Genomic DNA, 26,838 nt, shown 5'->3' with positions numbered 1-26,838 from the left:
ATCACTTGGGCCTTTCCACGAGTGGATTCCCAACAAGGGATGAGGCCCTTCGGCCAATAGAGCGCGAGAGCAGAACGAACATACATGCGCCCACGCATCAAGAAGTCACAGGCATCGCGAGGGAAGCAGTCGGACGAAGCGGAAGCGAAGGTCGGCGACGCCCCTCGGAAGGGGGCGGGCTCGCGACGAGTTCGCGCGGCGAGCGATCACGAAGCGGCCCCCGTCCTCCACGCCAACCGGTTGCCTCTCTTGCCGTTGCGTTCCGATCTCGTCTTTCCTCAGACGGTCGTTCCGTTAGTGATCAACCGTGCCAGCGGGATTCGGCTGGTGGACGACGTGCTGGTCGGCGAGCGCCTCGTCGGTCTGGCCAGTCAGCTTCACCCGGAGATCGACGACCCCGGCGTCAACGACCTGTTCCCGACGATCTGTGTGGGAACCGTGCTCAAGATGCTCAAGTTCCCGGACGGTTCCACACGCATCGTCTGTCAGGGGCAAACGCGCGCCAAACTCGTCCGCGTCGTTCAGACCGAGCCGTATTTGATCGGTGAAGTCGAGCCCCTCGAAGAGGTGGAAGAGGAAGGTGTCGAGCTCGACGCCCTGGTGCATCACGTCAATCGACTCTTCCAGCGGATGGTCGACCAGAGTCAGCAGATTCCCGAAGAGCTTCAGGTCGCCGCGATGAACACCCGCGAGCCCGGCCGGCTCGCCGACCTGCTGGCGTCAAGCTTGCCGTTCTCGATCGAGGAACGGCAAACCCTGCTCGGCGAGGTGAACGTTCGCATTCGCCTGGAGCGGCTCGGCCAGTATCTGTCGCGCCAGCTTGCAGTCCTCGAACTTTCCACGAGGATTCAGGAGCAAGTGGGCTCCGAACTTTCCAAGGCCCAGCGCGACCACTTCCTCCGCCAGCAGATCAAGGCGATTCAGGAAGAGCTCGGCGAAGGGGAAGGCGAGAACCCCGAAGTCGCCGAGCTGTGGGAGCGGATCAAGGCCGCCAATCCGCCGGAAGAAGTCCAGCGCGAGGCGGAGCGAGAGCTTGAGCGTCTGGTCGGAATGCACCCGAGTTCGGCCGAATATTCGATCGTCCGAACCTACCTCGACTGGCTGGCGATCCTGCCCTGGGCCGTCGCGAGCCGCGACCGGCTCGACCTTCGGCGGGCGCGGAAGGTGCTCGACACCGACCATTACGATCTCGAGAAAATCAAGGAACGCATCCTCGAGTACCTGGCCGTTCGCAAACTCAAAAAGGATATGAAGGGCCCGATCCTCTGCTTCTCCGGCCCTCCCGGCACCGGCAAGACCTCGCTCGGCAAGAGCATCGCCAAGGCGCTCGGGCGCGAATTCATCCGGATCAGTCTGGGAGGCGTCCACGACGAGGCCGAGATTCGCGGACACAGGCGGACGTACGTCGCGGCCATGCCCGGGCGGATCATCCAGGGGCTGCGCAAGGCCGGCACGAACAACCCCGTGTTCATGCTCGACGAGGTCGACAAGCTCGGCGCCGACTTCCGGGGCGATCCGTCGGCCGCGCTCCTCGAAGTGCTCGATCCCGAGCAGAATTCCAGCTTCCGCGATCATTATCTGGACGTGGACTTCGATCTTTCGAAGGTCATGTTCATCGCCACGGCGAACATGCTCGAAACGATTCCCTCGCCGCTCCTGGACCGGATGGAGGTGCTTCATCTGCCGGGGTACAGCGAGGAAGAGAAGACGCTGATCGCGCAGAAATACATCATCCCCAAGCAACTCGAAGCCCATGGGCTAGTCGCCGACGATCTCGAGGTGACCGATCAGGCGGTCAGGAAGGTGATCGCCGATTACACGCGTGAAGCCGGTCTCCGGAACCTGGAGCGGGAAATCGCGGCCCTCTGCCGCAAGGTCGCCCGCCGCCGGGCCGAGGGCAAGCGCCGATCGGTGACCATCGGCCCCACGCAGGTCGCCGAGCTTCTGGGGCCGTCGCGCTTCTTCCGTGAGCTGGTCGATCGGACGGGTGTTCCCGGCGTCGCCACCGGCCTGGCCTGGACGCCGACCGGCGGCGAGATCCTGTTCATCGAGGCGACCGGCATGGCGGGCAAAGGGGGGCTGACGCTCACCGGCCTGCTCGGCGACTCGATGCGCGAGAGCGCCCAGGCTGCGATGAGTTACCTTCGCAGTCACGCCAAGCTGCTCTTGCTCGACCCCTCGCGGATCAGCAAGACCGACGTTCACATCCATGTTCCGGCCGGCGCCGTGCCGAAGGACGGCCCCTCGGCGGGGGTCGCCATCGCCTCGGCCCTGATCAGCCTCTTCCGGGATCAGCCGATCACCAATGAGCTGGCGATGACCGGTGAGGTGACGCTCACGGGGCGCGTGCTGCCCGTCGGCGGCGTCCGAGACAAGATCCTCGCGGCTCGGCGGGCCGGAATCCGGACCGTCTTGCTGCCCCGGCACAACGAAAAGGACCTGGTCGAGCTGCCGCCGGAGGTCAAGGCCGACCTGACCTTCCGACTGATCGACACCCTCGACGACGTGGTGCCGCGGTTGTTCGAGCCCCCCTCGGCCAAGCCGCGACAGAAACCGGAACCGGTCAAGCCTTCGACTGATCCGCTCGATTCGGTGAAGCGCAAGAAGGTGGCCGCGCCGAGCGACCCCAAAAGCGACCTGCCGCCCCAGAAGCCGCACCGCCGCTCACGAAGTCTCTAACGAATTCGGACAAGACTCCCGCCCCGGCCGGAAGTCGCGCCGCCATCAGGCGGTTGGCTTCCCGGCCTGATCCGATCGACTGATCCTGGCTCTGCTTTCTCATGCGATCAAATTCTTCCGACGGCTGCCGTGTTTCGCTGAACGGCCTCACGCGATCGTTCGCCGGCGCCCAGGCTCTGAAAGGCGTCGACCTCGAGTTGATCGGGGGCGAAGTCCACGCCCTCTGCGGGGAGAACGGGGCTGGAAAGAGTACGCTCATCCAGATCCTCGGCGGCGCCATCCGGCCCGACGGCGGGTCGATCTCGATCAACGGCCGTGAGGTTCGCTTTCCCAACCCCGCTGTCGCGATCGAAGCGGGGATCGCCGTCATTCACCAGGAACTCAGCCTGGTCGACGCCTTCTCGGTCGCGGAAAACCTGGCGCTCGGGAGTGAGCCGCGGATCGGACCCTGGATCGATCGCCGAGCCATCCTGCGGCTGGCTCGCGAGCGACTCGAAACGCTCGGCTTCCCACTCGACCCCGCCGCGAACGTCGCGTCCCTGTCGGTCGGCCAGCGGCAGCAGGTCGAGATCGCCAAGGCCCTGGGAGGCGAGGTGCGGGTCCTGGTCCTCGACGAGCCGACGGCCGCGCTCTCCCGCGCCGAGACCGAGCGACTCTTCGACGTCTTGAGGAGCCTCCGCGAGCGAGGGGTCGCGATCCTCTACGTTTCCCACCATCTCGAAGAGGTTTTCGAGATCTCGGATCGGATCACCGTGCTCCGCGACGGCCGGCGGATTGGAACCTGGCCGAGGTCCGAGCTTTCCCTCGATCGGGTCGTCGCCGAGATGGTCGGCGAGGCGGTGGACGTCCGCCAACGATCGGCTCGCAAAACGTCGGGCGACCCCATGCTTCGGGTCTCGGGGGCGACCGGCAAGACGCTCCGAGGCGTCGATCTGACGGTCGCGCCCGGCGAGGTCGTCGGGCTGACCGGGCTCTCCGGCGCGGGCCAAGAAGAACTGGCTTCGGCCCTCTTCGGCTCGGCCCGGCTCGCCTCAGGCGAGATCGTATGGAAAGGCCGTCCCTTCCGCCCCCGGCACCCGATCGAGGCGAGCGAACAAGGCGTCGCGATGGTGCCGTCCGACCGCCGTCGACAGGGGCTCATCCCGACGCAAGGGATCACCGAGAACGTGGCGATCGCCAGCTACCCTGCCCTGTCCCGCTGGGGATGGATCAACGGGAGACGTCGACGCGCGCTGGCCGCGCGCTGGTGCAAGACGTTCGAGGTGGCCGCGGCAAGCCTCTCGCAAAAGGTGCTCACGCTCTCGGGAGGGAATCAGCAGAAGGTTTTGCTCGCCCGCTGGGCGGCCCGCGATCCCGAGCTGTTGATCCTCAACGAGCCGACCCGAGGGATCGACGTCAAGACGCGAGAGGCGATCCACCGCTGGGTCGACGACCAAGCCGACGCCGGGCGCTGCGTCTTGCTGGTCTCGTCCGACACCCAAGAGCTGACGCGCCTGGCCGACCGCTGCGTCGTGCTGCGAGCGGGCCGCGTCGCGCGACGACTCGAACCGCCGGACTTGAGCGAGCACGCCATCGTTGCGGCCATGGTCGAGAGCTGATTCCCCTCAGCACACGCCCTCCAGGAAACCCGACATGCCCTCCCAGCTCCGCCCGTTACTCACTCGCCTTCCCCAGATCCTCCTGATCTCAGCCGCGCTCGTCTTGATGCTGCGCACCGACCGCTTCTTCACGCCGGGCACGCTGGCGAGCATCCTGACGCAGGCGAGCATCGTCGGCGTGCTGGCGATCGGCCAGACGTTCGTTTTGATCGGCGGCGGGTTCGATCTCTCGCAAGGAGCGATGCTCGCGCTGACGGCGGCCGTGGTGGCTCACCTGGCCCAGTGGACCGGCTCCGGCCCGGCCTGCATGGCGGCGGCCCTGGCCGTGGGCCTCGCGCTGGGCGCGCTCAACGGCTTCTTCGTGGCGGTGGTGCGGACCAATCCGTTCGTCACGACGCTCAGCAGCCTCCTGATTTATCGAGGGGCCGCGTTCATCGCCCTCGGCGGCCAGCCGTTCGCCAACATCCGGGTCTTCCAGGCGATCGACGCCGGTTTCAAGATCAAGATGAGGATGGGCGACACGTACTTGCCTTATCGCGGTCTGATCTTCCTTGTGGTCACCTTGCTGGCGTGGATCACACTCCGGAGAAGCGTGTTCGGGCAGCACATCTACGCCCTTGGCGGCAACGCCGAGGCCGCTCGGCTGGCGGGGGTCCGCACGGTTCGGCTGCGCGTCGCCACGTTCGCCCTCAGCGGCCTGGCGACGGGCGTCGCGACGGTCCTCTACCTCTCCTGGGTGCGGGTCTCGAAGGCCGACACGGGGACCGGCTTCGAGTTCGATTCGATCGCGGCGTGCGTGGTCGGCGGCGTCTCGCTTCAGGGGGGCCGAGGGAGCGTGGTCGGAGCGGCGGCCGGCTGCCTGTTGCTCCAGGCGCTCCGGACCCAGATCACGATGAGCGGGTTCCCCGAGGAATACCGGACGCTCGTCACCGGCCTGGTGATCCTCACGTTCGCCGCGGCCGACGCCCTCGCCCGCCGGAGCGAGCGAGCTTGATCCCCAGATGATCTGGCAGGAAAGCCGGCTTTCGCTTAGCTTTCCGGATCGTTCGTCGGCCGTTCGGGCCGATGCGCTTCCCACGGAAGGAAGGCGAGGTTCGCATGAAGATCCGGCATCCGCTCTTGATCCAGGCCGTCGGGCATGCAGGCTCGTTCCTGATCCGTCGCCTGGGCCGAACGCTCGATTTTCACTTCCGATACGACGATCCGGTCGTCGACCCGGAGGTTGCGCGTCGGCTCGGCCAGCGGTACATCTACGCGTTCTTTCACGAGGTCATGCTGTTTCCGGCCTATTACTGGAACTGGCCGGAGATGCACATCCTCATCAGCGACCATCGCGACGGCGAGATGATCACGCAGGTGGTCAAACGACTGGGCTTCGGCGTCGTCCGAGGCTCGACGACGCGCGGCGGCACTCGCGCGCTTCGTGAGATGAGCGTGCGGATCGATCACGGCAACCTCTGCGTCACCCCCGACGGCCCGCGCGGACCGCGGCGGCACGTTCATCAGGGGATCGCCTATCTGGCGAGCCGGACCGGTCTGCCGGTGGTGGGAGCGGGGATGGCCTTTCAGAACCCCTGGCGCGCGAAGAGCTGGGACCGCTTCTGCGTCCCCCGCCCGTTCTCCAAGGCCGCCTGCGTGACGCCCGCGCCCCTCTTCGTGCCCCCCGACGCCGATCGCGAGACGCTGGAAGAATGCCGCATCGAGATCGAGCGGCGGATGCAGGCCGCCACCGTCGAGGCGGAGGAATGGGTGGAAAAGCTCTGACCAGGGCTCTTTGATCTTGCAAGAAAACCTCGTCGCCACTACTTTGCGGATGCATTTCCTGGCGATCCCATCTCGGCGGCTGGTCACTCCGGTCTTCGGCCTGCGATGCGACGACATCCCTTGAAACAACCCCCACTCAAGCAGCCGATCCGGTGTTTCCTCCTGGTACTGGCGGCCGGCCTGGGAGGCATGCTGGGCGTGGCGCGTTGTTTAGAACCTGATCCTCGCGGCTTCGGCACGCACAGGCAGCTTGGACTCGGTCCTTGCGCCTTCGCGGTGATGACGGGTCGTCCCTGTCCCTCCTGTGGAATGACCACGGCGGTCGCCCACGCGACGAGGGGCCGGCTGGATCGGGCCTGGAATTCCAATCCGGCCGGCGCGTTGCTGGCGGTCTCTTCCGTCCCTCTGATCGGCTGGTTGATTTTATGCTCATGGAAGCGGAGGCCGATCGGCTTCCGGACGGTCGAAGGGCCCCTGCTGGGGCTGCTTCTGTCGATCGTCGTGGTAAGTGCGGCGTTCTGGTTGATGCGAATTCTCGGTGGTCCGGTCTACCTGGCCCCAACCGGCGCGGCGCCGGTTCCTGGCCCGGTCCAGCTCGCCCCCGAAACAAGGAAGGAGGGGCTGTAGGATGAACCCCCGAACGATGACAAGGATGCGACGTGCCGCCGTCTTGACGACGGCCCTGGTAGGGATCATTGCGCTGACGGGTTGCGATCCGCGCCCTTTCTTTTATTTCCTCCAGCCGTTCGAGCCCACGATTCCGGCCCCTGGGCCCTCGCTCAAGGGTAAGAAGGTCGTGGTGCTGACCCACGTGACCGCGACCACGCAGGCTCACTTTCCAGGTCTCGAGCGCGACCTCGCCCGCCAGTTCACGAGCAACCTGCGGAAGGCCAAGAAGGTCACCGTCGTCGAGCCCGAGAAGGTGGCGACCTGGATCGAAGGCCATCCCCAGTGGACCGACCCCTCCGACGCCGCTCGCGACTTCGAGGCCGACTTCGTGATCTTCCTCGAAATCGAGCAGTTCCAGATCCAGGAGCCGGGCGACCTGAACGTCCTTCAGGGGAGCGCCAAGGTTCACATCCAGGCCTTCGAGCTGGCGCACCCGAAGAACAGCAAGGGCAAGGAACTCAAGGATCAACCCAAGGAGTCGTTGTCGAAGTACGACGACTACCAGGAGACGACCTTCCCGGTCCGCGGCCCCGTTCCGATGGACTCGGGGATCGGCCAGGCGGCGTTCAAGAACAAGCTGCTCCAGGTGGTCTCCAACGAATGCTCATGGCACTTCATTGAGCACGCCCAGGAAGACGTCGTGCAGGACGTTCGCTTCAATCAGCGCTGACGCGTCGACGTCCCCTTAACGCATGACTCGCAACGAACCCACGAGAACCAGGAAGGCCGGGCGGTCGATTCGTCGACCCCCGGCCTCCTCTTCGTTCCAGGACTCGGGCGGCGCCGGCGGCTGGTGACCCCAGCGGCCGGGGCGACTTCATCATTTCCGCACCGATCAAATGGAAGCCTGTTGAGATCGGCCGATCCGCGTTGTATGATTCATCTTGAAGTCAGCGAGAGCTTCATCCCACCGCAAAATTTCCGCCCCGCCTTCGCCTCCCTCCCCCTGGTGTCTCGGTCTCCGCTCGCTCGGGGACGACCGAAGCACTGCTCACGAGGAGAATTCCCATGCACGTCGATCGCCGATCGTTCGTGCGCACCCTCATGCATTCGATTCCGACGATTGCAGTCGCCCGCGCGCTTCGGGCGGACGATCAATCGTCGAAAGGGGCTTCGCGGCCGATCCGGGTGAGGATCTGGAGCGAAGGTCTGGCGGCCCGTTCGGTCTACCCCGATGGGATCGACGGCGCGCTGGCCGGACCTCTCGGCCGAACCGCCGACGTGGAGGTCGCCCGGGCGAGCCTCGACCAGCCTGAAGCCGGCCTCTCGGACTCGGCCCTGGACGCCACCGACGTCTTGATCTGGTGGGGTCGCTACCGACACGACGAGGTTCCCGACGATCGCGTCGAGGCCGTGGTCGAGCGCGTGCGCGCGGGGAAACTCGGTCTGCTGGCCCTGTATACGTCCTGCGGCAGCAAGCCGTTCCGTCGCCTGATGAACAGCATGCCGTGCGAGCCTGGAAGCTGGCGCGAGGACGGCAAGCCTGAGTTCGTCACCGTCCGCTCCCCGGAGCATCCGATTGCGCGCGGGATCGGATCATTCACGATTCCGCAGAGCGACATGTTCTCGGAACCGTTCGCGGTCCCCGAGCCCGAGTCGGTCGTGCTCGTCTCGAACTGGGAGCGCGGCGAGACGGTCCGCAGCGGACTGACGTGGTCCGTCGACAAGGGCCGCATCGCGTATCTACGGACTGGGTCCGAATCCTATCCGATCCTCTTTCACCCCTCGATCCGCCAGATCGTCTCCAACGCGGTTTTCTGGTGCGCCCATCGATCGTGAGCGAACCATTCGCCGCCGGGCTTCGTATTGGCTCCGACGACGGGCGGACGTCGGCCGTCTCGGAAGTCCACCAAGTGGTTGACCGGCGCGGGGCGCCCCTTATAATCAGACCAACCTCGTAGGAAAAGCGAAGTCAAACTTCGCCGTTGAGTCGTCGGCCCAGAAAAAAACCGGGATGAAGCGATTCGCCCGGCCTCAGTGACCAGCTTCAACGCTTTCTACGGAAAGCTGAATGTTCGGATGAGCGCTGATCGACCGGCTCGTCGAGCCGGTGCAAAGCTCCTCGTTGAGAAACCGATCGGTTGTTCGAGTTGACGACGCGGAGACGCCCCACCCAGGTCTCCCGTCCAGAACCCAAACCCCAGACGGAGTGAGCATCGATGCGGAAAGTCCTTTTCAGCATGGTCGTTGTCGCGTTGGCGATCCCGGCGTTCGCGGGCGAGCACTACAACAAGGCCGTCAAGATCGGCCAGAAGGCCCCCGCCTTCTCCGGCATCCCGGCCCAGGCTCCCAACGGCGAGGAAACCAGCCTCTCGCTGTCCGACATCAAGGAGGATGTGGTCGTCCTCGCGTTCCTCGCCAACCACTGCCCCGCGGTCCAGGCGGCCGACGACCGGATCATCGACTTCACCGCCGACTACAAGGACAAGAACGTCCGCGTGATCGCCGTCAGCGTCAACGACGTCCAGGAAGACAAGCTCCCGGGCATCAAGAAGCACATCGCCGAGAAGAAGATCAACTACGTCTACGGCTACGACGAGAGCCAGGCGATCGGCAAGGCGTACGGCGCCTCGGCCACCCCGCACTTCTTCGTTCTCGACAAGGATCGCAACATCCGCTACATCGGCGCGATGGACGACAGCGTCATGAAGGAAGAAAAGGTCACCAAGCACTACCTGCGCGACGCCGTCGACGCCTTGCTCGCCGGCAAGACCCCGGCGGTCGAAGAAACCGCCCCGAAGGGTTGCGGCATCCAGTTCAAGAAGGGCTGAGCCGGCCTCGCCTTTGCGCGAGCACACGACGGTAAACCGCATCGAGCCGCCGAACCCTCGTTCGGCGGCTCGATTTGATTCGGTCGCAAGCGCCGACGCAGCCCGGCGACGCAAGGGGCGCGTCGGACGCCGCGACTTCCCCGCCCGGACATCGACCCAAGGGATCGAAAACGCATGAATCTCCCACGATATGCAGCCGTCGCGGCGGTTTCCCTGGCCGGCCTGCTCGCCTCGGCGGGCCACGACCTCACGCCCGCTCGCGCCGACGATTCGAACGCGGGTTCCGTCAAGCTCGAACGTCTCTCCTGGTCCGACTTCCAGAAGCGCATCGCCTCGAACACGCAGGCGAAATGGACGGTCGTCGACGCCTGGGCCACCAACTGCGGCCCTTGCAAAGAGAACTTCCCCCACCTCGTCGAGTTGCACAAGAAGTACGGCTCCAAGGGGCTGGCCGTCGTTTCCCTCTCGCTCGACGACCCCACCGACGAGAAGGCCGTCGCCGACGCCGAGAAGTTTCTCAAAGAGAAGAAGGCGACCTTCACCAACGTCTTGCTCAGCGACGATTCCGGCGACGGATTCGACAAGTTGAACATCAGCGCCATCCCAGCCGTATTCCTGTATGGGCCCGACGGCAAGGAAGTCAAACGGTTCACGATGGACGACCCCAACAACCAATTCACCTATGAAGAGGTCGAACGCGAGGTCGCGTCGCGACTGGCCGACGGCAAGGCTTCGAATTGATCTTGGGAAGCCGCGCTCGCCTGTGATAAGATGAAAACTTCGACCAGCGATCATCGAGCAGACTCGTTCGTGTCGATCGTCGCCGGATTCGCTCTGGTCGTCACTCCCAATCAGACAGAAACGACGGCAATGAAAGACGCCATTCATCCGAAATACGTTGACTCCGTGGTCACCTGCGGTTGCGGCACCACCTTCAACACGCGCAGCACCAAGCCGAAGATCTCGGTGGAAGTCTGCTCGCAGTGCCATCCGTTCTTCACCGGCTCGGTGAAGTTCGTCGACGCCGCGGGCCGTGTCGACAAGTTCAACAAGAAGTTCCAGGGCACCTACGGCAAGGCCAAGAAGACCGCCGAACCCGCGAAGGTCTAGTCCGGTCGTCGGTTGATCATGAAGCGGCCCGCGGGACCCAAAACGTCCCGCTGGGCCGTTTCCTTTGACCACGGCGAAGCCGTCCCGAAGTCTTCGCCGGGTCGCGATTCCGTGCGTTCGCGAGTTCTCGACGCTCTCATCTCCTGGATTCCCCCTTCGTGTTCGAGAAGCTTCAGGCGGACTATCGACGATTCCTCGAAATCGAGCAGGCCTTGCTCGATCCGGCCGTCACGGCCGACGTCTCCCGGGTCACCGCGCTTTCAAAAGAGCGTGGTCGGATCGCCAAGATGGCGGTTCTCTACGGCCGTTACCTCGACCTCGGCAAGCAGATCGAGGAAGCCGAAGCCCTGCTCGACGCCGAGTCCGACGCCGACATGCGCTCCTACGCCGAGGGAGAACTGGCGATCCTCCGCGGTCGCCAGGAAACCGACGCCGAGAATCTCCGGAACCTGCTCTACGACCGCGAATCGGGCGCGGATCACGCGGCGATGATCGTCGAGATCCGGGCCGGCGCGGGGGGCGACGAAGCGGCCCTGTTCGCCCGCGACCTGTATGAGATGTACCGGCGATACTCCGAGACGATGGGCTGGAAGTTCGAGCTCCTCGACATGGAAGCCACCGAGCTCGGCGGCTTTCGCGAGGTCTCGTTCAGCCTGAACGGCGAGGGAGCGTTCCGCTGCCTCCAGTTCGAGAGCGGCGGTCATCGCGTTCAGCGGGTCCCCCAAACCGAGACGCAAGGACGCATCCACACCTCCGCCGCCACCGTGGCCGTCTTGCCGGAGCCCGAGGACGTCGAGATCGAGATTCGCAACGAGGACCTCCAGATCGACGTGATGCGGTCCGGCGGCCCCGGCGGCCAGCACCAGAACAAGACCGAGAGCGGCGTGCGGATCACCCACCTGCCGTCGGGCATCGTGGTGAACTGCCGCGACGAACGCAGCCAGCACAAGAACAAGGCCAAGGCGTTCCGGGTTCTCCGTACCCGACTGTACGACCAGCTCCACGAAAGCGCCCAGAACCAGCGCGACCAGGCGCGCCGGACCCTGATCGGGTCGGGAGACCGCTCCCAGCGGATACGCACATACAACTTTCCGCAGAATCGCGTGACCGACCATCGGATCGGCCTGACGCTGTACAACCTGGATCAGGTGATCCAGGGGGATTTGGCCGGATTGACCAAGGCCCTGATCGACCACGATCGTCGCGAACAACTGGGCGACATCTGAGGCGTCCGCGCGGAAAGGGAGAGTCAGTCATGGGAGACGCGCACGTCGGAACCCCCTCGACGCCCGCTGGGGCCGCCGTGGGCGCGGCCGAGAAGTCGGAAGACTCCTGGTCGGTCGGTCGACTGCTGACCTGGACGACCGACTACCTCCGCAGGCGAGGGTCGGAGAGCCCGCGGCTCGACGCCGAGGTCATGCTGGCGTCGGTCCTGGAATGGGAGCGGGTCCAGCTTTACACCCACTTCGAGGACGTCGTCGGCGAACGCGCCCGCGACCGCTATCGAGAGCTGGTGAAACGCCGGGCCGAGGGCGCGCCGGTGGCGTACCTCGTGGGCCGGAAGGAATTCTACTCGCTGCGCTTCGACGTCGCGCCCGGGGTCCTGATTCCACGTCCCGAGACCGAATTCGTGGTCGTGGAATTCCTCGAAGTCGCGAAGGCGCGCGAGTCGGTTCGCGCGGTCGACGTCGGCACGGGTTCGGGATGCCTGGCCGTGGCCTGCGCGTACCATCATCCCGCGGCGGAATTCGTCGCCGTCGACCTGTCCCGCGACGCGCTCGACCAGGCCCGCAAGAACGCCGCTCGACACGATCTCACCGGGCGGATCGAATTCCTCGAAGGCGACCTCCTCGCCCCGGTCGCCGGCAGGCCCGCGTTCGACGTGATCGTCTCCAACCCGCCTTATATTCCGAGCCGCGAGATCGAGGCGCTCGAAGCGGGGGTCAGGGATCACGAGCCCTTGCTCGCGCTCGACGGCGGCCCCGACGGACTCGCCGTCGTGACCCGCCTCATCGCCGACGCCGTGCCGCTGCTGAAGTCCGGCGGGCATCTCATCCTGGAGATCGGCTCCCCCCAGGAGGCCGACGTCCGCGACCGGATCGCGGCGCATCCGGAGTACACCCTGCTGCCGACGGTCCGCGACCTCCGCGGTCACCCGCGCGTCATCCAGGCCGTGCGGAACTGAAGCGACATCTTCGCCTTGGGTCGCGCAACGAACCTCAACGCGGCGCGTCGGGCGCCAGGTTCAGACCGACCTGAGGAGGCCGATGGTCGTGAGCCGGCGTCGGCGCTTCCCCGTGCGACCGCATGCCGACGAGCTTCAACGCGGCCCGGTAACGATTGCTGACGCCGAGTTGAGGATAGAGACCGCCGACCAGGATGAGGGCGGAAATGATCAGCACCGAGGCTCGTTCGGAAGGGCGAACCTGAAGATCGATCGTCGAGGGATAAGGCCGACCCGTGAAGATCCGGAAATACGCCTGGATCACCGCAAGACCGTTGAGCGCCGTGACGACGACGACCAGGGGCGCGACGAGCGGCAGGGCCTGAACGGCACCCTCGACGACCAGCTCCACGCCGACGAACCCGACGGTGCCGGGAAAGCCGATACTGGCCAGCCCCGTCAGCAGGAACAGCCCGGCCATCATCGGGATCTGCTCGTACAAGCCGTGAAACTCCGTCAGCAGGATGCGGCCCACGCGCGACTCGACGCAACGCAACGCCAGGCCGAACCCGGTCATGGACAGCGCGACGGAAAGCCAGAGGCTGAGCGAGCCGGTGAGCCCCACGGGCACGGCGGTCTCGATGCCGACGAGCACCAGTGAAGAATGGCTCAGGAACAGGTAACAGAAGAAGCGACGCGCCTCGCGTTGGACCAGAGCCATCCCGGCCGCATACAGGGCCGTGAAGAGGGATATCATCGAGATCGCCTGGAGAGCCCACTGCGGCGCCACGGGCAGGATGATCCGGGCGACGCCGTAGACCCCGACCATCGGCGTGACGAACAGGATCGCGGTGCCCAGGCTCGCGTGCTCGAAGAGGTCGGTCATCCAGCAATGGACCGGAACGACGCCGCTCCGCACCAGGACGGCGGCCGTCAACAAGAGGATCGCGATGAGCGATTGCTCTGACGACGAGGCCGTCCGCTCGACGGCGATCTCGCCGAGGACCAGCAGCAGAATGAACAGGCCCATGTGGGCGAGGTAGACGCGGGTCGGCTTCTTGTTTTGGCGAAGCTCCAAATAGGGAGGAACCGTGCCGAGAGCCAGCAGCGCCACCAGGCCCCAGGGGATCGCGCAGGCGAAGGTGGCCAGCAGGATCGCCTCCGACGTCAACGACCGCTCGAAGGAGAACACGCGAGCCTTGGCCCGCATCGTCGAGAGGATCGTCAGGAAATAGAGCAGAGCGGTCAGCGCCAGCAACGGCGCGCTCAACTCGTCGACCACGAAAACGTTGCGGCCGAACAAGTACGCCAGCGGGCTCCACGAATCCCGAGCGTCGTTCGTCTGGAGCGATTCGAAGTCGACCCAGCCGCCGATCATGCACACGAGAGTCAGACCCGCGACGATCAAACCGTGCCGGCGCGCGTCGTCGGGATCGCTTCGGAATCGGACCCACAAGGCGCCGATCAGCGGGATGAAAACTCCCAGCTCGAGCCAGGGAAGGCGAAGCACGTTCATCACAACTCCTCAGCCGTCGGCGCGACGGACGCGACGTGGTCCGACTCGCGCGAGATTCGCCCCGTAAGTAGATCGGTCCAACGTCGCTCCATCCGGTCGCACCACCGGAATCCCCTCATGAACGGGCGAACGATGAAACGGTCGAGCCCACCGTCGAGCTGACCCCGGTCCAGTCCGATCCGGTAGAGCCTCTTCCGCGTCGCGGCCGAAAGCCAGCGCCTTGAGAGGCTGTCGTCGTAATGCAGATGGCCGCCGATCGCGTTCTCGAGCTGGTGGTAGTCGTGAAGTAGCGAGGGCGAGCGAAGCAACTGAAGCGTGCGCTGGCACACGTGGCCAATGATGTGGATCAACGGCAGGTAGCGAAAGCCCAGGCCGATCTCCGCCGTGATGATCCCGACCTGAGTCAGCGACGCATAAGCCAGCGCGCATTTCACGTCGGTCTGCACCCGGCCGGCGATCACTCCGAAGGCGGCAGACGCCAGGCCGATCGCCACGACCGCGATGCACAACAACGTCGACAACTCCAGGATCGGGCTGACGCGGAGCAGCAAATAAACCCCGAGGTGTACCGAGAGCGCGCCGTAGAAGGCGGCGCTCGACGGCGTCGGTCCTTCCATCGCCCGAGGCAGCCAACCCGAGAACGGGATCAAGCCCGACTTGCCCGCCGCAGCGATCAGGAGCAAGAGCCCCACTCCCAGCGCCTGGGCCGACGTGAGCGCCGCCTCGCCGTGCGGCCAGGGCCCTGATCCCGTCAGAACGGCGAAGTCGCCCGAACCCGTGACGTGATGGAGCATCAAGGCCGCGATCAAGAACGCCGCGTCCGAAATCCGGTAGACCGACCAGATCCGCTGCGCGTTGAAGACCGGGGCGGGCCGCTCGTGGAAGAACGCCACGAGCAGGGCCGACGACAGCCCGACCAGTTCCCAACCAAGGAACAACGTCTCGATCGTGCCGGCCAAGGCCGCGACGATCATGCCTAGCAAGAACACCGCGAAATACAGGAAGAATCGACGGTAGCCCGGCTCACGGTGCAGGTAGCGGTTGGCGAACGCCCCGACGACGCCGACGATCACGAACGACAACGCGGCGAAGGGTATGGAGAGACGGTCGAAGACGAACTTGAGCTGAAACCGGAAGCTCTCCTCGGGAAGGGCGACCCAGTCGCCGATCTCGACGGGGACGTACCGAAGTCCCGTCCAGAGCATGATTGAGAACATCGTGACGACCGCGAACAGGCCGCAGCAAACGCAAGAGGCGGTCCAACGCGCTATGGCCTCTTCGCTCAGAGGGCGCGACGCCAGACTCGCGAGGCCGAATACGCTCAACAGCAGCGCCGGCGCCCCGATCGCGGCGAGCCCGAGCACGTCGAAAATCCACGGATTCATGATCGAGGCTCCTGGTCGTTCCGGGCTTTCGGCGCCGAGCTGGGAAGAATCGAGGCGAACCCCAAGTAATCGCGCCAGCCTCGATACCACGCGGACGACGAAGGCGACGTCGGCAGGCTCTCGATCGGACCGTCGTAACATTGAAACCGGCCGTCTCGGTAGACGCGTATGGTCGGAGAATCGTAATCGAGGGTCGCCATGTGGACCCAGCCGTTACGGACGAGGCGTTCGACGTTCGGGTCGGCGGCGATCAACGCGGCGAGGATCTCGGGCGTCGTCTCCACGATGAACAGCATCCGCATCGGCTCGTGAAGCTCGACCATCTGCCAGGGAAGCCCCGGGCGAAGGTCGCTGGCCGCCCCATCCATCACGCCCAGGAGGGCGGTCACGTTGTGCGGCAGCTTCGTCCCACAGCCGTAACCCGTCGGATCCACTCGGGAGAAGTAGTACTCCAGGCTGATGCCTCCGCAGACCGGAACGACGGCGCGCATCAAGCCCCTGAGGATCGTGCCCTGAGCATCGTCCTGCGATGCGTCGTACGAGGTGAGGAAGGCCCGGCGATCCATGAACAGCCCGCGTGTCCGCGAGCGACGCCCGACGAACGTGAAGGCGTTCGTGGCATGGCCGCATTCCGCTCGGGTCTGCGAGAGGTCTTCGGCCCGTCCCTCCACATGGCGGAGAGCCTCGTCGACCGTCAAAGTCAGCGGGGCCGACTGGAACCTCCGGCATCGTTCGTGCGCATCCCGTCGGCGAGCTTCCTCAAGGGCGTTCGTCGCCCTCTTGAGGTTCTCCTCATGCGACGATGGCAGGCGATCGAGATCGAACCAATCGAAACCGTCGCTGCACGTATTGTGGTAGGCGCCGACGAAGTGCACGTCGTCGGGAATCACCAGGCCGGTCTGGGCGAGTCCCTGCCGCACGCGCGGGTCGTTCGCCATCTCGGCGAAGGCGCGGGCATTCGGCCCGCCGCGAGCTCCGCCACAGGCGCCGCAGTCATAAGCCGCCGCCTGGGGGTTGTTGAGGCTCGACGAACCGTGGCCTGCAACGATGACGAGAGGCGCGAACCCAGCCGTCATGCCGCAACCTCGGAGCAAGCCGTCGACGATCGCGGTCCTTTCCCCGAGGGAGTATCCAAGCCGCCCGTTCCCGGGATCGTCCACCTGTTTGCATTGTTCCAGGGTGAGCTGAGTCAGCGGCGGCGTCATGATCCGGCTCAAGAACCGCCTCAGTCGCGCGGTCCTTCTTGGCAGCAGGACGCGCATGACCAACGGGACCGTCGCCAGGGAACCGAGCAATCCCGTCAGGAAGCCGCCGACGAAGCTCCGAGATCCGATATGCAGGCGATGCGAAGTCCGGCCGATCCAGCGTCGCACCAACTCCTGAAACCGGCTGGCGTCGCCCAACGAGCGTAAGGGGACTTCGCGGACGTAGTGGGTCGGCTTGATATTGACCGGGCAAAGGGGACGGTAGTGCGCCTCGGCGACCCCGCGATAGTACATCGCGACGCCGTAGAAGCCGGCCACGCCGAACGTCTCGCAATCGGGGTCGACCTCTTCCAGGTGGCGGCGAAGCGACTCTTCCCGGTCGTCGAGGCAGTGGACGGTCTGGAAGGCGGGTCTGGCCGCGGCCTCGACGCCGGTCACCGATCCAACGGTCGAGTTCGGGTGCGTGATGAGCGCGTTGAAGACCTGGTGGTAGTAGCGCCGTTCGTACGCCAGATGATAGATGCGTCGGCGATCGAAGCTGCCGAACGACTCGATCTCGGCGACGAGCCGCGCCCACTCGGTCTTCGAGAGACGAGTCAGCTCGGCGGGGCTCCAGCCTCGAAGTTGCGCCAACTGGAACACGAGATAAGCTCGCTGATCGGCGCTCGACCGTTGCGGTGGAGGAAGAAGGGGGGTCAGCTCTCCCCGCATTTCACGCAGGTCGACGTCCTTCTGAAGAACTTCGCGACCCGCCCATCGCAGGGCCAGCCGCTCGAGGATCAGTCGCACGGCCAGGAATTCCGTAAGCGTCCCCGCCGGCGCGGGGCGGACAGTCCATTCCGCGTTCGTCTCCATCTGCCTGAGCATGCCGGCCCAGCCGCGCAGGGCGATCAGCGTCTGCGTGATGTATTCCTCGCGATCCGACTCCGGGACACCCAGGAGATCCAGCGACTCGGCGATGGACCCCAGCGGCGAGAGTCCGGCTCGCTCGATTCTTCGCAGCTCCTCGGGCAAGGGAGCCAACCACTCGAGGACGGGGCGGGAATCGCCGTACAGGTCGAGGAAAGCCCGATAGAAGCCATCGTCCCGATTCGGTAGGGGCCACGCGCCAAACCCCTGATCGAGGAAGGCCCCGCAGAAGCGAATCAGCACCTCGTGGGCCAGCAGGTCGGTGTCTTGCCCCGAAGCCTGGAGCAGAAGATCTCGGTGGCGGAGAGGGGGCGGCGGCGAGACCGGCTGCTTCGCGGACTGGACGCCGTTGCGGCAGATTCGCCAGAGCAGCGTGAGCGTGAAGGCTTCCCAACGCTCGGTCGACCAGTTTTCCGACTTCGAGGCGCCGAACTTCGCGATCAAGGAGTCGACGAGCTGACGACTCTCATCAGCCGATTGGGGCGACTGCGTCAGATACTCTCTCATGACCCAGTGCCGGGTGTGGTCGACGAGCTGGAGCCGAACGTCGGGCGACGTTTCGCTTCGGAACCGACGGAGCGCGTCGGACTCGACGATCAACCAGTGCAGCTCCGCGTCGGTGCCGAGCCGGAGCGGATGCTCGAGCATGGCGAGGCGGAGGTGGTATCGCGTCCCCATGAAACCGATCAACTGGTCGGCCTGATCGCCGAGGTCGTCGATCAGCACCGAGGCCAGGTCGTCGGGTGTGATCCGACCGCGCGCCAGCTCGCGTCGAAACGACTCCTCGGGCGGATAGGGATGACACCCGTAGGTCGTCGCCCCTTTTCGAACCGCCACATCGAACGTGTCTTCTTCGAAAGCGTGCAGCGTGTTGTGATGCACGAAGACGGTGATGGGCCCTTGCGACGGCAAATAGTGGGACGCGTGTTCGATCTGGTGTTCAAGATCGCGGAAATTCGTGGATTCGTCGGAAGTGGTACGAACGAGTGCTTCGCTGACGCTTGTGTCATTCACGGAAGGTGCGCCCCGAATCCCTGAGACCTGAGCCATTGGCGAATCGCTATATCGAATTATTCCACGGAGGTCCAACCGTGCAGCGCCTCCGCTGATTCATGCTCGATACGCGCCCGGGCGCACGTCCGCATGTCGAGAAGTTCGTAAGACCACGAAAACAGTCGAAAGCACGTGAGTCGACGGTCGAAACGAAACCGCGATTGGACGGCCTCCAAACCGGCACCGCCGACCAGACGAGAAACTTCAAATTCGTCTGGTCCCACGCGGACCAAGGGCTTCACCCGAGTCGAAAACAGCTCGACGCGTCGAGTCAGGGGGAAATCGACGGTCCGAGTCCAATGGGAGGGAACTGAGCCTCGGACGATTTTTACATTAAATATCTTCAACGTAAACGTCATCGCTGTCAATGCGGTTCCGGACTTCATTGATCCATGCAACACATCGACATTTCGCGATGGCGTCTGCGCCGCGCTTCGGCCCAAACGTCGAAAGCCGCGAAGCCCCGGCGGCGTCTCGGCGCCTCTGTTTGGAGAGAGTCGCCGAGACGCCGCTGGAGCCTCGCGGCATCGTGGTTGGATTGGAGGCGAACAGCGAGGACGTTCGGTCTGAACGTCTTTACTCGCCGGCCGATGCGGTGGTCGGCTTGACCGGCGTTCGGACGTGGACGATCTCGATTTCCGCCGTCTGGCTCGACGCCTTGGAGGCGCCGCCGACCGCGAGGATCGAATCGTCGGGGCCGGGCAGCAGCCGGTGAGTCAGGCGCGGGAGGGCCCAGGCGCCGACGGCTTCCCATTTGTCGCCGGCGTCGTCGAGGCGGTAGATCCGTCCGGACGAGCCGCTGTAATAGAGCCGACCGGCGATGTCGAAAGCCGAGGTTCCGAAACCTTCGGTCCGTCCGCCGCCGGGGAGTTCGGGCCCGCGCGACCAGGCGCCGGACGCCGGGTCGTAGACGTCGACCCGACGGTCGACCGTCATGCCGCCGCCGACGAGCCCGCCCAGAACATAGAGACGGCCGCCGTGACTGGCGACGGAGAGCGCCCGGCGCTTGAAGGGCTGAGCGATCGTCTTCCAGCCGTCTTCCGGCTTATCGAGGTTGAAAGCGACCGCCGAATCGAGGAAAACCGACTCGTCGGACTCGCCTTTCATGTGCCATCCGCCCGCGACGTAGACCGTGCGGCCGACCACGATGGCGTCGTGCGTCGAGCGCGGTTCGGGGAGCGGCGCGAGCGCGGTCCAGCTCTTGGTTTCGGGGTCGAACCGGGAGAAATCGGCGACCGAGTGAAGGTCGTGCTCCTCACCCGTCTTGTTCTTGGCGACCATGCCGCCGATCCGGTAGAGCGACTTGCCGTCGGAGACCAGGGCGAGCCCCTGGAGATCCTGCTGGAGCGGAAGTTCTTCCCAGGTCTTCCGATCTTCCAGGTTCAGACGGCGGAAGTGCTTGGCCGTCGTCTCCTCGCTGTAGCTGTGAGTCTTGCCGACGTGGCCGCCATAGACGTAGAGCCACTTGCCGAGCACGGCGCCGCCGAAGCTGTTGACGGCCGGAGCGGGGATCGTGGCGAACGTCGTCGCCTTGACCGCCGACTGTCCGCCGAGCGCCTTCTCGGCGGGCGTGAACGTGAGCGTCGCGTAGTAGCGGGTCTCGGCGTACGCCTTGCCGTCCTTCTCGCCCGGCGTCCGATCGATGAAGTTGGCCCACAGAGCCGTCTTGCCCTGCTCGAAATTCTCGACGACGGCGCGGCCCTTCTCGTCGGTGGGCAGCTCGGTCGACTCGCCGGCGGCGGGGTAGACCTTGATTCGAGCCTTGTCCACCGGCTTGCCGTTGAACAGGACCTCGATCTGGGGCTTGCCGTCGGTCTTGACCAGGCGAACGCGGAGCTTGTCGCCGTGCTCCTTGACCTTCTCGCCGACCGGCTCGGTCTGAGCGCGGGCCGTGTAGTAGAGGTGGTAGGTCTTGTCCCCCTTGGTCTTCACGCCCAGGTCGCGCTCGGCGTCGACCAGGGTCGGCGGGTTGCCGGCCCAGTAGGCGTCACGCGTGGCTTCGGTCAGCTCGGAGGGCGTCGTCTGGCCGTCGACCGTGATTCGAAGGTCGGTGACGTACTTGACGAACTTCGAATCGGGCTCCGGATCTTCATTGAAGAAGGCCTGGATCTTCGACTCGCCGGCTTTTCCGGCGGACTCGACCTTGATCCAGATGAAGTGGGCCCAGGCGGCTTGAGGCAGAATCAACGCGGTCGCCAGGGCGGCGCCGAGGAGTGCTTTCGATCGAACGGATGTCATGAAAGTTGGCTCGCTAGAGAACGGAGGGAAATCAGGTTGATGTCGAAGGGGTCGGGTTGATTCGAGGTGTCGCGCTCAGCCTTCGGCCGGCAGTTTGAGGCCGCGTTTGCGGGAGGCCGCCTTGGCTTCTTGCTCGCGACGAAGCTTCCGCAGGGCCTCGTCCGCGGCCTGGGCCTGCTTGCCCTCCTCCGAGTCGGCGCTGACCACCGGACTCGAGGGGGGGGACACGCCGCCACCGCCGCATCCGGACGCCGCCCTGGCGGCGGAGAGCGCCAGGAGGATCGCAAGAAGTCTCGTCAAGGTCTTCAGTGTCATGAACTTCGGACTCCTCTATAGATCCCGATGGCCACGATTAGAACGCGTCGGAAGAGACGACTTCGCCGGCGTTCATGGTGGAAAGCGCCTGGTACACGCTCGGGGCGATCGAGTCCTTGATGGTGCGAACGGTGCCGTCGCCGAACAGGAAGTTGGTCGCACCGGGGTGGGCCGACCGGAAATTCGGCAAGGCCTGACCGGGAAGCGGATACGCGGCGCCGGGGGGTAGATCGAACAGGTCGGTAGTGGATGCGGCGCCGCAATCGTTGAGCGCGTAGGCGGTGCCGACCGAATCGACGGTCCGGGCGATGAGGCCGCCGATGATCCGAGCCGTCACCCCACCTCGCGTCCACGTCCGCGAGCGACCGTAGGCCATGAACATCAAGTTGTCGTAGTAGACGGGAACCGTCGGATAGGCCGCCGCCAAAGGCAGGCAGACCCGCGTCGTGGTGCCGGAAGCGTAGAATTTGTTGCGAGCGTTGCCGCCGGCCGCCTCGCCCATCAGAAATGTGTTGCTGGCGCCGTCCTGGAATTCGGCCAGTCGCGTGGCCGAGTCGAAACCGAACGGCCCCATGCGGTTGGTTTCGCCGTACCCGCGAACCACGAACCGTCCGGCGCCGCCGTTGAAAAGGTAATCGGTCACGGCCGCCTTCTCGACCGACCAACCGTCGCTCGTCGTCGTGCCGACTTCACCCACCGCACGATTCGACGGGCAGAGGAACATGCCGAACTGGAGAGTGAAGGCGGTGCTGTTGCCCCACTGCGACCACCCCTGTATCGGGAGCGACCCGCCGGTGTTCAAACTGAAATTGAAGACGTTGTAGCCGTTCGTCTGCTCGATATAGGGCAGCAAGAAGCTGTACCCCGTGTAATTCATATAAACATAGCCGTAGCCCCCCTGCGAGGCCGGGGGCAGAGAGTTGACCGAGTCGACGTAGTTGTGAAGCGCCAGGCCGAGCTGCTTCAAGTTATTGGTGCACTGGATGCGTCGGGCGGCCTCGCGGGCCGACTGAACGGCGGGTAGAAGCAAAGAGATCAACACCGCGATGATCGCGATGACCACCAACAGCTCGATCAAGGTGAAGCCGCCGGTTGAGCGTAGATTTCGTTTCACGGGAGGAATCTCCGGTCAGTGGCTCGGCAGGAAGTTGACACTGAGTTCAAGTGTCAACGGTGAGATTCAGGAGTCGCGTCCGAACAAACCCTCTGCTCGGCATGGCCATGGCCCCCTAAAGGGCCCCCAAGCCGTGGCGGACGGGGTTTCTTCGTCGTGGGTTGAGGCGGAAGGCTGGCCCATTACATTGCGACTGAGATTCAGTCTCATCGCCAGACTATAAGCGGCGTTTCCGCGCAAGTCAATGAACGGCCTCGAAGATTGGGGACATTTAAGAGAGGGGGGCTCTGAGCCACGGCGCGCAAGCGGAAGGCGGCGACGGGGCCGGAAGGGAGGAGACGTCGGTGGAACCGGACGATTACGCCGGCGGCCGCTTGGGAGGGATGGAGCGAAGGCGTTCGGAGAGGGTCGCCATCAGGGGCCAGCGATCACGCTTGTTGACGGCGGTGAGACTTCGAAGGACCTCGCAAAGCTCGTCGGAAAGCTTGGGTTTCAGCCTAGCGGGGTCGTTTGCGGGGAGGCTGAACCTCTGGAGCAAGGTATTGGCGGAGGCGGGCGTATCGTAAGGGTGCCGATCGGTCAGAAGCGCGTACGCGACGACCCCGAAGCCGAAGATGTCGATCCGTTCGTCGATGGGTTCGCGGCGAAGCAGTTCCGGAGCCATAAAGAGCAGGCAGCCCGTCCGGTTCCCGGGTTTTCTGAAGGCGGCGGTGTTGGGCACGGAGAGCCCGAAGTCGATGAGCTTGACCTTCTGGTCGCGATTGATCAGGAAGTTGCGCGGATTGACGTCGTGATGAATGAAGCCCGCCTCGTGGACGGCCGCCAGCCCTTCGGCGGCCTGGGCCAGCCACTCGACCCGCTCGGCCGTGCGCCCGAGCTTGGCTTCTTGAACCCGGTCGAAGCTGACTCCGTTGATGTATTCCATCACGAGATAATGCTCGCCGTTGCTGGTCGAGCCGTATTCGAGGGTGCGGATGACGTTGGGATGTCGGACCTGGATCGCGATGGCCCCTTCCGGCGGACGGGCCTCGTGACGCGACGCCCGGGCCACCGCGGCCTCGTTCTGCTCGCGATTCTGGACCTTCAAGCAGATCGTCTTGCCGGTCTCGGTATCCATCGCCTTGTAGACGCGCGACATGCTCCCCTGCGAGGAGATGTCGGACTGGATCATGAATCGCTTCTGAAGAACCACCCCGGTCCGGCAGGGCTGACCTTCCGAAGGGCTGGCGGCGAACATCCCCTTCAGCCTGCCGATCATATCGCCACCCTCCTCGCATGCACGTCTTTAGATAACTATCGGGAGCCGACGAGACCGGGAAATCACGAGGTTCCCGCTTAAGTGCTTCCACGCGCTCCAAACAATCCCCGGATTACTACGATCGATTCGATCCCGCGTGACGTTTCTGAGGGGAGAATTCGCGTGACCGGCGAGAATGACACGAATCTGGAGAACCCAAAACTTTCGTAGTCCCGTGCCGATACGACATAAGGCTCAGCGTAACAAGCATAGAACCAACGACTTAGGTTAAACCGAGTCACTCGACTGGAGGAACGCGCGAGAAGATGCGTCCCGAGTGGGTGTAAAGCACGCCCGCCGTTCGCGCGAGAATTCGTTTGCGGCCGTCCTGGTCGTGGAAGGTCGCGACCTTCGTCAATTTCGGGGCGTTCGCGGGCCAGTTGTCGAATTCGGATTCCAGCAAGAGTGCGTGCCGACTCTCCGGCGTGACGGGGTATTCGATGTGCTGGGGGCTGTGGAGTTGCTGCATGGGCCGACCGATCGCCCACGCCAGATCTTCGGGCCAATCGTGGATCGTGTAAAGGGTCCAGTTCGGCAAGATCCATTGGCCGATCGCCCGGCCCCAGGGCCCCTGCCCATGCCGGTAATTCCACTCGGGAGTGTAGTATCCCCAGTGGACCAGCTTGAGGCAGACGGTCATCAGCAGCATGGCGGCGACCGATCGCCGGGCGCTTCGGGTCTCGACCGCCCGCCAGACCAGGCCGAATACGGCGATGCTCATGACCACCACCACGACTCCCAACGGGCGATAGTAGGGCATGGCGACGGTCATGATGAAGCCCCCGTACAGGGCGACGACCATCCAGACGGCCGTCAGCGCCAGAACCGTCCCGAGGAAGAGACGGCGCGTCCGAGGGTAAAGCACCCCGCTCCAGGCGGCTTCGAGGGCGGCGGCGGCCGCAACGAGGATTCCCACCAAGGCGACCGTCCTGCAAACCGTCGCCAGCCCGGGGATGATCGTGCCGCCGATCATCGCGGCGACGCCGAGCTGGAGCCAATCCAGCACCAGGCCCGATCCATTCTCCCTGACGGTCTTTCGCAACGAGGGACTGAGCATCAGCAAGGCGAACGGAGCGAGCGGGAGAGCCAGCAGGAAGACCTCGACCCCCAGGGTCCAGTCCGGTTTCTGGGTCAACGGCCACGCCAGCGCCGCGGCAGCCGCCTCGATCGACCCGACTTTGATGGTCCAGGCGAGCCAGGCCGACGACGCGATCATCGGAGGCAGGATCAGCCGGTAGGAAAAATCCGCCTCCCGGCGGCCCAGGACGAGGATCGCCATGACCAGCAGAACGAGCGGCGGCCACCCCCCGGAGAGGAAGGCGAGGGCCGCCCAGATTCCCGTCTTCCAGTCCGAGGCCCCGTTGAGCAGCCGGTCGATCGCGGCGATCGTCGCCAGGCCCGTGACCAGGTCGAGCCCCGCGCTGCTGGAGTGGTCGAGCAAGGCCACCGAGCCGAACCAGGCGAATCCGAATAGAAGGCTCAGGCGGACTTTGCCGGCTTCGATCAATCGCCGTGCGACGATCCAGCCGGCGACCATCCCCGCGACGGCGGAAGGCCAGAGCACGGTGCCGCTCTCTGGACGGCCCGGCTCCTGGGTGAAGAAAAGCAGCCTGCTGAGGGCCACGCGGAGCGGCCAGACGTCGGGCTGCCACTGGCCGAAAACCTGTCCCAGGGGGCTGAAGGCGGTGCTCGCGGCCAGTCCGATCCGGGCGTCGGCGGATCTCAGGTCCGAATCGGCGCCGCCGAACAGGACGAAGCAGAGGCCGAGAGCCACCAGGACCGGACCGCACCAGGCGACCGGGTCGGGCAGTCGCAAGACGACCCTGGCCTCGTCGGCCCTGAGCTTTCGAGAGCCGTCGACGCGCGTGGTCTGAATCCCGTCAATGGCCATGATCCGCCTCCTCGACGACCGGAAGTTCCGCAAGTTCCGCCTTCTCGACCGCCGGGCGTTCTGGCTGAACACGGTCGTCGATCGTGACCGGGTTATGCAGGACCGTATCCGGCTTGATCTTGGTCATCGCGAAGATGTAGCCAGGAATCCAACCCTCCCGGTACGTCTGCCTGCGCATCTCGGCCGCCACGTCTTTCACCGTCCACCCGTCGCGTTCATACCGGTAAAGCGCCACCGCCGAGCCGGTCCGGCACGTCCCCCGGGCGCAGTGAACCAGGACCGGGCGGCGGTCGGGATCGTCGACCGCTTCGAGGACCTTGCGGAACTGGGCTTCCTCGCCGAAGCCGTCGCCAGGCATGGGAAGGTTGAGGAAGCCGACGCCAAGCTGCTTGGCGAGCTCCCGCTCCCTCTGCATTTCCTCACCGGGGAGCTGGAAATTCACCACGGTCCGGATTCCGTACCGCTTGACGGCCTCGGTGAGCTGGTCGCTCGTGAGCTGGCCGCTGCGATACAGGACCCCGTGCTTGACCACGTCCCAGTGATCCCATTGCAAGCGGTTGTGACGGTCGAGCCAGGCCATCCATGCGGCCCCGCCCGCGGTCGTCAAAATGATCGCGCCGAGGAGGATTCTGCGCATCCGCCGTTATCCTGTGCTGAAAGGATGAACCGTCCATGGTTCCGCACCGCTCGGAACGGGTCGGCAAACAGTCCAGAGGGGCGAGAAAGCCCATGCCGAGGCGGCCGGGCATGGTAGGAAACCCCCTGGGTTCGGTCAATCCGAACCGAGGCCCCGTCTGATCGCGCCGACGGGCGACCTGCTCGCGGAATTGGGTTCGTTCGCTCCCACCAGGACGCCCACGAACACGCTGTAATACACTGAAGTCAAACAGTTTATAACCATCTGGCCGATTGGGTCCGTTCGCGCTGAAACACGCCCGGTCGAGACGATCCAGCACCGTGGCCGGCCTACCCACCGGCTTGGAGGCCGCGGACGTCGAATTGGGTTCCTTCGCGCCGAACTACGCCTCGTGGATACGCTTCAACCCCGCTCGACGCAGCTCGGGCGGATTGGGTCCGTTCGCGCCGAAAGCCGCCGATTCCTCGCCCCGACGTCCTTCCCGCCGTCCCGGCCGAATTTGGGTCCGTTCGCGCCGAAAACC

Annotated in this window: 21 protein-coding genes; 12 read left to right on the top strand and 9 right to left on the bottom strand. The window is 64.9% G+C overall.

The genetic code is table 11. The features are described from left to right. Window positions 1-84 precede the first annotated feature (84 nt). The 12 genes from lon (at window position 85) to prmC (ending at window position 12,776) form a co-directional block, all read left to right on the top strand. A complete protein-coding gene (lon, locus tag BSF38_RS23400) occupies window positions 85-2,679 on the top strand; it encodes an endopeptidase La (RefSeq protein ID WP_076349526.1) in 2,595 nt (864 codons plus the stop codon). A gap of 101 nt (window positions 2,680-2,780) precedes the next feature. After that, complete coding sequence (locus BSF38_RS23395) at window positions 2,781-4,277, top strand: sugar ABC transporter ATP-binding protein (protein ID WP_076349525.1); 1,497 nt, start codon at window positions 2,781-2,783, stop codon at window positions 4,275-4,277. Between the two features lie 34 nt (window positions 4,278-4,311). Next, window positions 4,312-5,271, top strand: a complete 960-nt coding sequence (locus BSF38_RS23390) for an ABC transporter permease (RefSeq protein ID WP_076349524.1) — start codon at window positions 4,312-4,314, stop codon at window positions 5,269-5,271. 104 nt (window positions 5,272-5,375) lie between these two features. Beyond that, window positions 5,376-6,041, top strand: coding sequence for a lysophospholipid acyltransferase family protein (locus tag BSF38_RS23385; protein WP_076349523.1), 666 nt, complete (start codon window positions 5,376-5,378; stop codon window positions 6,039-6,041). Between the two features lie 105 nt (window positions 6,042-6,146). Next, on the top strand, window positions 6,147-6,668 hold the full coding sequence (locus BSF38_RS23380; RefSeq protein ID WP_338044210.1) for a DUF2752 domain-containing protein: 522 nt from the start codon (window positions 6,147-6,149) through the stop codon (window positions 6,666-6,668). Between the two features lie 25 nt (window positions 6,669-6,693). Beyond that, window positions 6,694-7,380 carry a hypothetical protein gene (locus BSF38_RS23375; protein WP_237170580.1) on the top strand — a complete coding sequence of 229 codons (687 nt, stop codon included), beginning with the start codon at window positions 6,694-6,696 and terminating at the stop codon, window positions 7,378-7,380. Window positions 7,381-7,718: 338 nt separating this feature from the next. Then, entirely contained in the window at window positions 7,719-8,489 is a 771-nt protein-coding gene (locus tag BSF38_RS23370; RefSeq protein WP_076349520.1) for a ThuA domain-containing protein, read from the top strand. Window positions 8,490-8,869: 380 nt separating this feature from the next. Then, window positions 8,870-9,481: a thioredoxin family protein gene (locus tag BSF38_RS23365; protein ID WP_076349519.1), complete on the top strand. Its 612-nt coding sequence runs from the start codon at window positions 8,870-8,872 to the stop codon at window positions 9,479-9,481. Window positions 9,482-9,655: 174 nt separating this feature from the next. After that, on the top strand, window positions 9,656-10,222 hold the full coding sequence (locus BSF38_RS23360; protein WP_076349518.1) for a TlpA family protein disulfide reductase: 567 nt from the start codon (window positions 9,656-9,658) through the stop codon (window positions 10,220-10,222). Window positions 10,223-10,351: 129 nt separating this feature from the next. Further along, the gene (rpmE, locus tag BSF38_RS23355; RefSeq protein ID WP_076351354.1) at window positions 10,352-10,591 is read left to right on the top strand and encodes a 50S ribosomal protein L31; all 240 of its coding nucleotides are present in this window, start codon (window positions 10,352-10,354) and stop codon (window positions 10,589-10,591) included. Window positions 10,592-10,749: 158 nt separating this feature from the next. Further along, window positions 10,750-11,817, top strand: a complete 1,068-nt coding sequence (gene prfA, locus BSF38_RS23350) for a peptide chain release factor 1 (RefSeq protein WP_076349517.1) — start codon at window positions 10,750-10,752, stop codon at window positions 11,815-11,817. Between the two features lie 29 nt (window positions 11,818-11,846). Next, window positions 11,847-12,776 carry a peptide chain release factor N(5)-glutamine methyltransferase gene (prmC, locus tag BSF38_RS23345; RefSeq protein ID WP_083713316.1) on the top strand — a complete coding sequence of 310 codons (930 nt, stop codon included), beginning with the start codon at window positions 11,847-11,849 and terminating at the stop codon, window positions 12,774-12,776. Between the two features lie 34 nt (window positions 12,777-12,810). Here the strand turns inward: prmC and BSF38_RS23340 are convergent, their stop codons facing one another. The 9 genes from BSF38_RS23340 to BSF38_RS23300 all read right to left on the bottom strand — a co-directional run bounded on the left by BSF38_RS23340 (window position 12,811) and on the right by BSF38_RS23300 (window position 26,315). After that, window positions 12,811-14,271: a proton-conducting transporter transmembrane domain-containing protein gene (locus BSF38_RS23340; protein ID WP_076349516.1), complete on the bottom strand. Its 1,461-nt coding sequence runs from the start codon at window positions 14,269-14,271 to the stop codon at window positions 12,811-12,813. After that, the gene (locus tag BSF38_RS23335) at window positions 14,271-15,656 is read right to left on the bottom strand and encodes a proton-conducting transporter transmembrane domain-containing protein (protein WP_076349515.1); all 1,386 of its coding nucleotides are present in this window, start codon (window positions 15,654-15,656) and stop codon (window positions 14,271-14,273) included. Before BSF38_RS23335 ends, BSF38_RS23340 begins: the two co-directional genes overlap by 1 nt. After that, window positions 15,653-18,784, bottom strand: a complete 3,132-nt coding sequence (locus BSF38_RS23330) for a YbcC family protein (RefSeq protein WP_076349514.1) — start codon at window positions 18,782-18,784, stop codon at window positions 15,653-15,655. The genes BSF38_RS23335 and BSF38_RS23330 overlap by 4 nt, the downstream gene beginning before the upstream one ends. Before the next feature lie 615 nt (window positions 18,785-19,399). After that, window positions 19,400-21,061, bottom strand: coding sequence for a Kelch repeat-containing protein (locus tag BSF38_RS23325; protein WP_076349513.1), 1,662 nt, complete (start codon window positions 21,059-21,061; stop codon window positions 19,400-19,402). A gap of 75 nt (window positions 21,062-21,136) precedes the next feature. Then, on the bottom strand, window positions 21,137-21,376 hold the full coding sequence (locus BSF38_RS30890) for a hypothetical protein (RefSeq protein WP_076349512.1): 240 nt from the start codon (window positions 21,374-21,376) through the stop codon (window positions 21,137-21,139). 37 nt (window positions 21,377-21,413) lie between these two features. Beyond that, window positions 21,414-22,490 (bottom strand): DUF1559 domain-containing protein, encoded by a 1,077-nt coding sequence (locus BSF38_RS23315; protein ID WP_237170579.1) that lies wholly within the window; start codon window positions 22,488-22,490, stop codon window positions 21,414-21,416. A gap of 358 nt (window positions 22,491-22,848) precedes the next feature. Further along, complete coding sequence (locus BSF38_RS23310; protein ID WP_076349510.1) at window positions 22,849-23,748, bottom strand: serine/threonine protein kinase; 900 nt, start codon at window positions 23,746-23,748, stop codon at window positions 22,849-22,851. Between the two features lie 277 nt (window positions 23,749-24,025). Beyond that, window positions 24,026-25,678: a hypothetical protein gene (locus BSF38_RS23305; protein ID WP_076349509.1), complete on the bottom strand. Its 1,653-nt coding sequence runs from the start codon at window positions 25,676-25,678 to the stop codon at window positions 24,026-24,028. Beyond that, a complete protein-coding gene (locus tag BSF38_RS23300) occupies window positions 25,668-26,315 on the bottom strand; it encodes a tyrosine-protein phosphatase (protein WP_076349508.1) in 648 nt (215 codons plus the stop codon). The genes BSF38_RS23305 and BSF38_RS23300 overlap by 11 nt, the downstream gene beginning before the upstream one ends. Window positions 26,316-26,838 lie beyond the last annotated feature (523 nt).

Source organism: Paludisphaera borealis, from assembly GCF_001956985.1.
Lineage (GTDB): Bacteria > Planctomycetota > Planctomycetia > Isosphaerales > Isosphaeraceae > Paludisphaera > Paludisphaera borealis.
Note: the sequence above shows the minus strand (reverse complement) of the source record. Positions and strands in the feature narration are given on the sequence as shown.